Origin of the sequence: Kribbella sp. (genome assembly GCF_035687465.1) — a bacterium.
Lineage (GTDB): Bacteria > Actinomycetota > Actinomycetes > Propionibacteriales > Kribbellaceae > Kribbella.
Genome location: NZ_DASRXP010000717.1, coordinates 1 through 5822, shown reverse-complemented (window position 1 = coordinate 5822; position 5822 = coordinate 1). Strand labels below are relative to the sequence as shown.

Genomic DNA, 5822 nt, shown 5'->3' with positions numbered 1-5822 from the left:
GCAGCCCACGGAAGAAGAGATATCCCTCCTCGGCGAGCCGCGCGCGCAGGGCGGAGGTCTCCAGGCCAGACGAATCGAGGAGCTCTTTCACTTGTCATTTCCTATCTCGTTCATCGTCGAGGCGATCTTGGCGACCTCGACCTTGTCGAGATAGAGGTCGTTGACCGCCTTGTTGATCTCGGCAACTTTCGCGGTCCAGCCGGTGGCGATCGGCATGTTCACGGTGCTGCCCGCGGCCGAGTCCAGGAACGGTTGCACGTCGATGCCCTTCTTCTTCCAGTACGCCGCGTAGCCGGCGCCGGCGTCGTTCAGCGCGGGAATGATGTAACCCGCGTCGCCCATCAGCTTCTGCGCCTTCTCCGAACCCAGGAAGGCGATCAGCTTCCCGGCCTCCTCGGGATGCTTGGTCTTCGCGAACATCACCTCGGCCAGCCCGTTGATCACGACCGTGCGATCGACCGGCCCGGCCGGCATCGAGGCGACCCCGATCGGGAACTTCACCTCGGGCAGCGCGAACGGCAGCAACGCGTTGTTGGCCGGGAACATCGCCACCTCGCCGCGGTAGAACATCTCGGTCGCCTGACCGGTCGGCGGGTTGGTCCGCGTCCCGTCCGGCGAGACATGCCACTTGAAGATCAGGTCGCGGGCCCACTGCAGCGCCTCGACGGACTTCTGCCCGGCGAAGTCGAAGGTCCCGTACGGCGCGTCCATCGCCTTCCCGCCGTTGGACGCGATCCAGTTCAGCCACTGGGTCTGGCTGTGGTTCCACGAGCAGAAGCCCCATTGCTTGGTCGCCCCGGCGTCGAAGCCGCTCTGCGCCGAGGTCAGACCGGCCTTGTCGACGGTCAACTTGCGAGCCACGTCCATGAAGCTACCCGTGCCGTCCGGCGCCCAGGTCAGCTTGTCCGGCATGGTGATACCCGCCTTGGCGACCAGGTTCTTGTTGTAGAGCAGCCCGACGATGCCCATGTCCTTCGGTAGCCCGAGTTGCTTGTCCTCGAACTTGTATGACTGGACCACGTTCGGGTGATACGAGTCCAGCTTCAGGCCAGCCTTGGAGATCAGCTCGTCGAGTGGAGCGAGGACACCCTTGCTGGCCAGGTCCGGGAAGTTCTCCACCGTCAGCCAGAAGACGTCGGGCGCCTTGCCGCCGGCCAGTTCGGTGGTGAGTTTGGTCCAGTACTGGTCCCAGGGCAGCACCTCCATCCGGACGGTGATGTTGGGGTTCTCGGCCGTGAACGCGGCGAACACCGCCTTGTAGCCGACCTCTTGCTGCTCGTCCCAAAGCCGGTACACGAGTTCCACCTTGCCGCCGGCGCCGGCGCCCGCGCCGGAGTCATCCGAGGAACCGCAAGCGGTCAGCCCGAGCAGACCGGCGCTACCCAGTAACACCGTCCGGCGAGACAGGATTTGTGACATGAGAGCCTCCTACTTGAGCCCGGTGACGGCGACCGAGCGGACGATGAAGCGCTGGAAGAAGATGAACAGCACCAGCAGTGGTGCGAGAGCGATCAGGCTGCCGGCCATCACGGCGTTGTAGTCCACGCCGATCTCGCTCTTGAACAGGGCGATGCCGACGGACAGCAGTCGCTTGTCCTCGCTGCTGGTGATGATGAGCGGCCAGAGAAAGCTGTTCCAGTTGGCCACCACAGCGAGGGTGGTGACGGTGACCAGGATCGGCTTGGACAGCGGCAGCACGATCGACACCAGCGTCCGCACCCGGCCTGCCCCGTCGATCCGCGCCGCGTCCTCGAGATCGGCCGGAATCGTCCTGAAGAACTGCCGGAGCAGGAAGATCGCGTACGGCGTACCGAGCATCGTCGGCAGCATCAGGCCCGCCCAGGTGTCGACGAGTCCCAGCTCCTGCATCATCAGGTAGAGCGGGATCATCGTCACGACCGGCGGCACCATCAGCGTCGACAGATACACCCAGAACAACGCATCCCGGCCCGGGAACGACAGCCGCGCGAAGCTGTAGGCAGCCAGTACCGCGAACAGAACCTGCCCGATCGTGATCCCCACCGTCACCAGCACCGTGTTGACCAGGTAACCGCCGAAGCCCGAGGCGAACAGCCGGTCGAAGGCGGCGACGCTCGGCGGCAGCCCTGGTTCCCAGGGCAGAGTCTCCGATAGTTGCCCAGGGCCCTTGAATGCGGTCAGCACGGTCAGCAGATAAGGGAAGATCGCGAGGAGGCAGCCGACCACCAGCACTCCGTAGCACAGGACGGCTACCGGCACGCGTGTTCTGGACATCGTCACCACCTCAGGAGAAGTCGTACGTCGTGCGACGTTCGAAGTAGATGAACTGGGAGATCGTGACGACCAGGATCACCACGAACAGCAGGACCGAGATGGTGGACGCGTAGCCGAAGTCGAACTTGCGGAACGCCTCGTCGTAGATGAGATAGGTGGCGACCTCCGTACTGTCGCCGGGGCCGCCCTCGGTCATCACGAAGATCGTGTCGAACGCCTGGAACGACCCGATCACGTTGGTGATCAGGACGAACAGCAACGTCGGCCGCAGTAGCGGCAAGGTGATGCTGAAGAAGTGGGCGACCGGCGAGGCGCCATCCAGTGCGGAGGCCTCCCGCAACGCCCCGGGGATGTTCTGCAACCCCGCAAGGAAGAACAGCATGTTGTAGCCCGCGAACTGCCAGATGTGCACCGCGGCGACACTCGGCATCGCGAGCAGCGGCGACGACAGCCAGGCCGGTCCGTCGACCCCGAAGACACCGAGGAACTGGTTCAGCGCGCCGCGGCCGGGGTCGAAGATCCACGTCCAGACCAACCCCATCGCCACCGGCGTGGCCATCCACGGGATCACCAGCAGCGCCCGGAAATACTTCATCCCGCGCAGCTTGCGGTCGACCAACAGTGCCAGGAGCAACGAGAGGATGGTTGTCCCCGGCACGCAGATCAGGACGTAGTACAGGGTGACCAGGAAGGAATGCCAGACGTCGGAGTCGCTGAACAGTTCCCGGTAGTTGGCCAGGCCGATGAACTCCGGGGTGGAGAGCAGTTTCCAGTCGAACAGGCTCAGCACGATCACGATCAGGACGGGTGCCAGCAGGAAGCCGAGCACCCCCACCATGCTGGGCGCGAGCAGCGCGTAGCCGGCCAGCGCCTGCCGCCGGCGCAGCACCCGGCCGGCCGAGCGTGGGTCCGGCCCGTACTGCGGGTGGTGCGACCGTGGTTCGGACTTAAGCATCGGGATCCTTCAGCGGATGCGGCCGGGCCGAGCTCGGGGTGAGCAGTTCCCGGGTGCGATCGAGGCCCCATCGGTCCAGCGAGCCGATCGGGTCGCTCGACATCCGGAGTCCGGGCGCGTTCTCGACGTGCTCGGCCCAGCGCTCGCGATCCTGGATGTCGGGCTGGACGATCAGGCAGTCTGGGTCGTTCGCCCACCAGCGGCCGTGCAGGAACTCCCGGGCCACCGAGGTCGACCGTGCGCCCCGCTGGCCCGGCTGGCTGATGTCACCGGACGGCGGATCGACCAGCGGATCGGTGTCGGGGGAGACGCGCATGCAGTCCACCAGACCGAGGCTCGGCAGGATCGGCGCGCCACAGCCGTGCAGGATCCGATTGGGTCCGACGGCCTCGCGGATCAGCCGCAACCCGTGCCGGTAGGCGGCGATGCCGTTCAGCGGGATGTGCCGTCGGCCTTCGATCGCTCCGGCGTAGAGGAAGTCCAGCTTGAAGTGGTCGTAGCCCTGCCTGCAGAGCTCGGTGAAGACATCCTGGAGATGGCGCGCCGCTCCTGGATGCGTCACGTCGAGTACTAGTTGCTCCTGGCCCCAATTGGTTCCGGCGGTGACGCCGGGAACCAGCCAATCGGGATGCAGCCGTGCGGTCTCGCTCTTGCTGCCCAGCAGGAACGGCGCCACCCAGATTCCGGCCCGCCGGCCACCGGAGCGAATGTCCGCCGCCAGCCGCACCGTGGAACCGAAGTCGTCGCGGGGTGTCAGCCAGTCCCCGATCTCCGCCTGGTACCCCTCGTCGAGCAACACCAGGTCGACGCTCAGCCCGTGGTCGTCGAACTGCCGGACCTCCGCCATCACGTCCCGCTCGGTCACCTTGCCCCAGTACGCGTACCAGCTGCACCAGGACGGACCGAACACCCGGACGTCGAAGCTGCCGAAAGTGTCGGCCCAGTCGGCCAGGGCCTGATTGGCATTCGCCGGGGCACTGCGGGTCAGCTCGACCTCGTCGTCGGCCGAGATCACCAGACGGTCGCCGCGGGCCTCACAGCGGATGGACGGCACCAGGTCGGGTGTGGTCGCGCCGACCACCAGCACGTCGTCGCCGGTGGAGACGGCGAGCAGCCCCTCGCCCTGGAAGCCGCGCGCCTCGACGTCCGGGCGATAGGCCATCACGTGGTGGTTGGGCGCGGTCGGCCTCGGCGGCCGGGCGTCGAGCGAGTACCAGCCGCTGGGGCTCCACGACTGCCAGCCGTGCTCGTAAACCCGGGCGGTGGCGGCGTCGTACTCGAGCTCGGTGACGGTGGTGAAGCCCACGGTTCCTCGTTTCAGGCAGTCGTTAGGCGCAGGATCTTGCTGCGGTTGTGGGTAATCTAGGGACCTCCGCGAAGGGTGCACCATGACAGAGCCTGCTGATTCCGAGCACGATCTTGCTACCCAGGTGCTGATCGAGCTCTACAGCGAGATTCCACCGCCGAGCAAGCTCGTGACCGGGCACTTCCACAGCGGCGGCGACTACCGGGTGGTCCGCCCCGGCGGCGTCGGTAGCTGGTACCTGCTCTACACGGCCGGCGGCACGGGCCAGTTCCAGATCGGTGCCGACCGGCTGACCCTGCGGCACGGGGACCTCGTCCTGGTCAGTCCGGGCACCGAGCACGACTACGGCACGGTCGGCACCTACTGGGAGACCTGGTGGGCGCACTTCCAGCCGCGGCGCGAGTGGCATGCTTGGTGGTCGTTGCCGCAGGCAATGCCCGGGTTGTCCTATCTGCGGCTGACCCGGCCGTCGGAGACCGACCGGCTGGTGTCGGCCTTCGCCCGGCTGCATCGCGACGCCCAGCGGGCCGGCCTCTCGCCCACCGGGGACACCGAGTTGCACCTGCTGGAGCAGAGTCTCGCGGTGCAGCTGACCATGAACGGCATCGAGGAGGTCCTGCTCGTCGCCACGAGCAGCTTGCGTACGGGGACGCGCCAGCTCGACGCCCGGGTCCAGTTGGTGCTGGACGCGGTGACGTCGGACCCGGCCCGCTCGTTCACCTTGAACGGCCTGGCCGGACTCGCGCAGGTCTCGGTGTCCCGGCTCGCCCACCTCTTCAAGGAGCAGGTGGGCGACTCGATCATGAACGTCGTGGTCGGGCTGCGGCTGCAGCGCGCGTCCGAGTTGCTCGGTGCGACCGACATGTCCGTCGCGCAGATCGCCCGCGCGGTCGGTTTCGAGTCACCGCACTACTTCAGCCGCCAGTTCGGGCAGCGCTTCGGTCTGTCGCCGACCAGTTATCGCCGCAGCGTCAGGAACCCGGAGACAGCGCAATATTGAGCTCGGTCGCGGCGGCGTAGTTCGCGCCACCGGCCAGACCGATCAGCCGGACGTAGCGCGCCGTAGTACCGGCTGGCAGGCGGGCGATCTTCGCGTCGACTGTGCCGTCCCAGGTTCCTGTGGTCGCCGACTGGAAGGTTGTTCCGTCGGTGCTTACCTGGACGTCGTACGACGAGATGCGGCCGTTCGGCACCTCGGCGTCGAGGCGCGGCGTGTACACCAGAGCCTCGATCGCCCGGGGCTGTCCGAGGTCCAGAGTGATGTACTGCGGCAGCGGGGCGTACGGGCTCCAAGCGGAGTGCCACATG

General features: G+C 66.7%; 6 protein-coding genes. 1 reads left to right on the top strand and 5 read right to left on the bottom strand.

Going from position 1 to position 5822, the window contains the following annotated elements:
* Positions 1 to 87: 87 nt before the first annotated feature.
* Genes VFG33_RS39120 through VFG33_RS39105 form a run of 4 tightly spaced genes read right to left on the bottom strand, consistent with a single transcriptional unit; the run spans position 88 to position 4514 of the window.
* Complete coding sequence (locus VFG33_RS39120) at positions 88 to 1419, bottom strand: ABC transporter substrate-binding protein (protein ID WP_325058094.1); 1332 nt, start codon at positions 1417 to 1419, stop codon at positions 88 to 90.
* A 9-nt stretch (positions 1420 to 1428) separates the two neighbouring features.
* Positions 1429 to 2253 (bottom strand): carbohydrate ABC transporter permease, encoded by an 825-nt coding sequence (locus VFG33_RS39115; RefSeq protein WP_325058093.1) that lies wholly within the window; start codon positions 2251 to 2253, stop codon positions 1429 to 1431.
* 10 nt (positions 2254 to 2263) lie between these two features.
* Positions 2264 to 3208: a carbohydrate ABC transporter permease gene (locus VFG33_RS39110; protein WP_325058092.1), complete on the bottom strand. Its 945-nt coding sequence runs from the start codon at positions 3206 to 3208 to the stop codon at positions 2264 to 2266.
* Entirely contained in the window at positions 3201 to 4514 is a 1314-nt protein-coding gene (locus VFG33_RS39105) for a glycoside hydrolase family 36 protein (protein ID WP_325058091.1), read from the bottom strand. The genes VFG33_RS39110 and VFG33_RS39105 overlap by 8 nt, the downstream gene beginning before the upstream one ends.
* An 82-nt stretch (positions 4515 to 4596) precedes the next feature.
* Here VFG33_RS39105 and VFG33_RS39100 point away from each other — a divergent pair, with 82 nt between their 5' ends.
* The gene (locus VFG33_RS39100; protein WP_325058090.1) at positions 4597 to 5514 is read left to right on the top strand and encodes a helix-turn-helix domain-containing protein; all 918 of its coding nucleotides are present in this window, start codon (positions 4597 to 4599) and stop codon (positions 5512 to 5514) included.
* Here VFG33_RS39100 and VFG33_RS39095 read toward each other — a convergent pair.
* A partial coding sequence (locus tag VFG33_RS39095; RefSeq protein WP_325058089.1) for a discoidin domain-containing protein occupies positions 5486 to 5822 on the bottom strand: 337 nt, incomplete at its 5' end. The genes VFG33_RS39100 and VFG33_RS39095 overlap by 29 nt on opposite strands.

Coding starts and splice junctions, on each gene's coding strand:
- VFG33_RS39100 (WP_325058090.1), top strand. CDS start 4,597: ATGACAGAGCCTGCTGATTCCGAGCACGATCTTGCTACCCAGGTGCTG.
- VFG33_RS39115 (WP_325058093.1), bottom strand. CDS start 2,253: ATGTCCAGAACACGCGTGCCGGTAGCCGTCCTGTGCTACGGAGTGCTG.
- VFG33_RS39120 (WP_325058094.1), bottom strand. CDS start 1,419: ATGTCACAAATCCTGTCTCGCCGGACGGTGTTACTGGGTAGCGCCGGT.
- VFG33_RS39110 (WP_325058092.1), bottom strand. CDS start 3,208: ATGCTTAAGTCCGAACCACGGTCGCACCACCCGCAGTACGGGCCGGAC.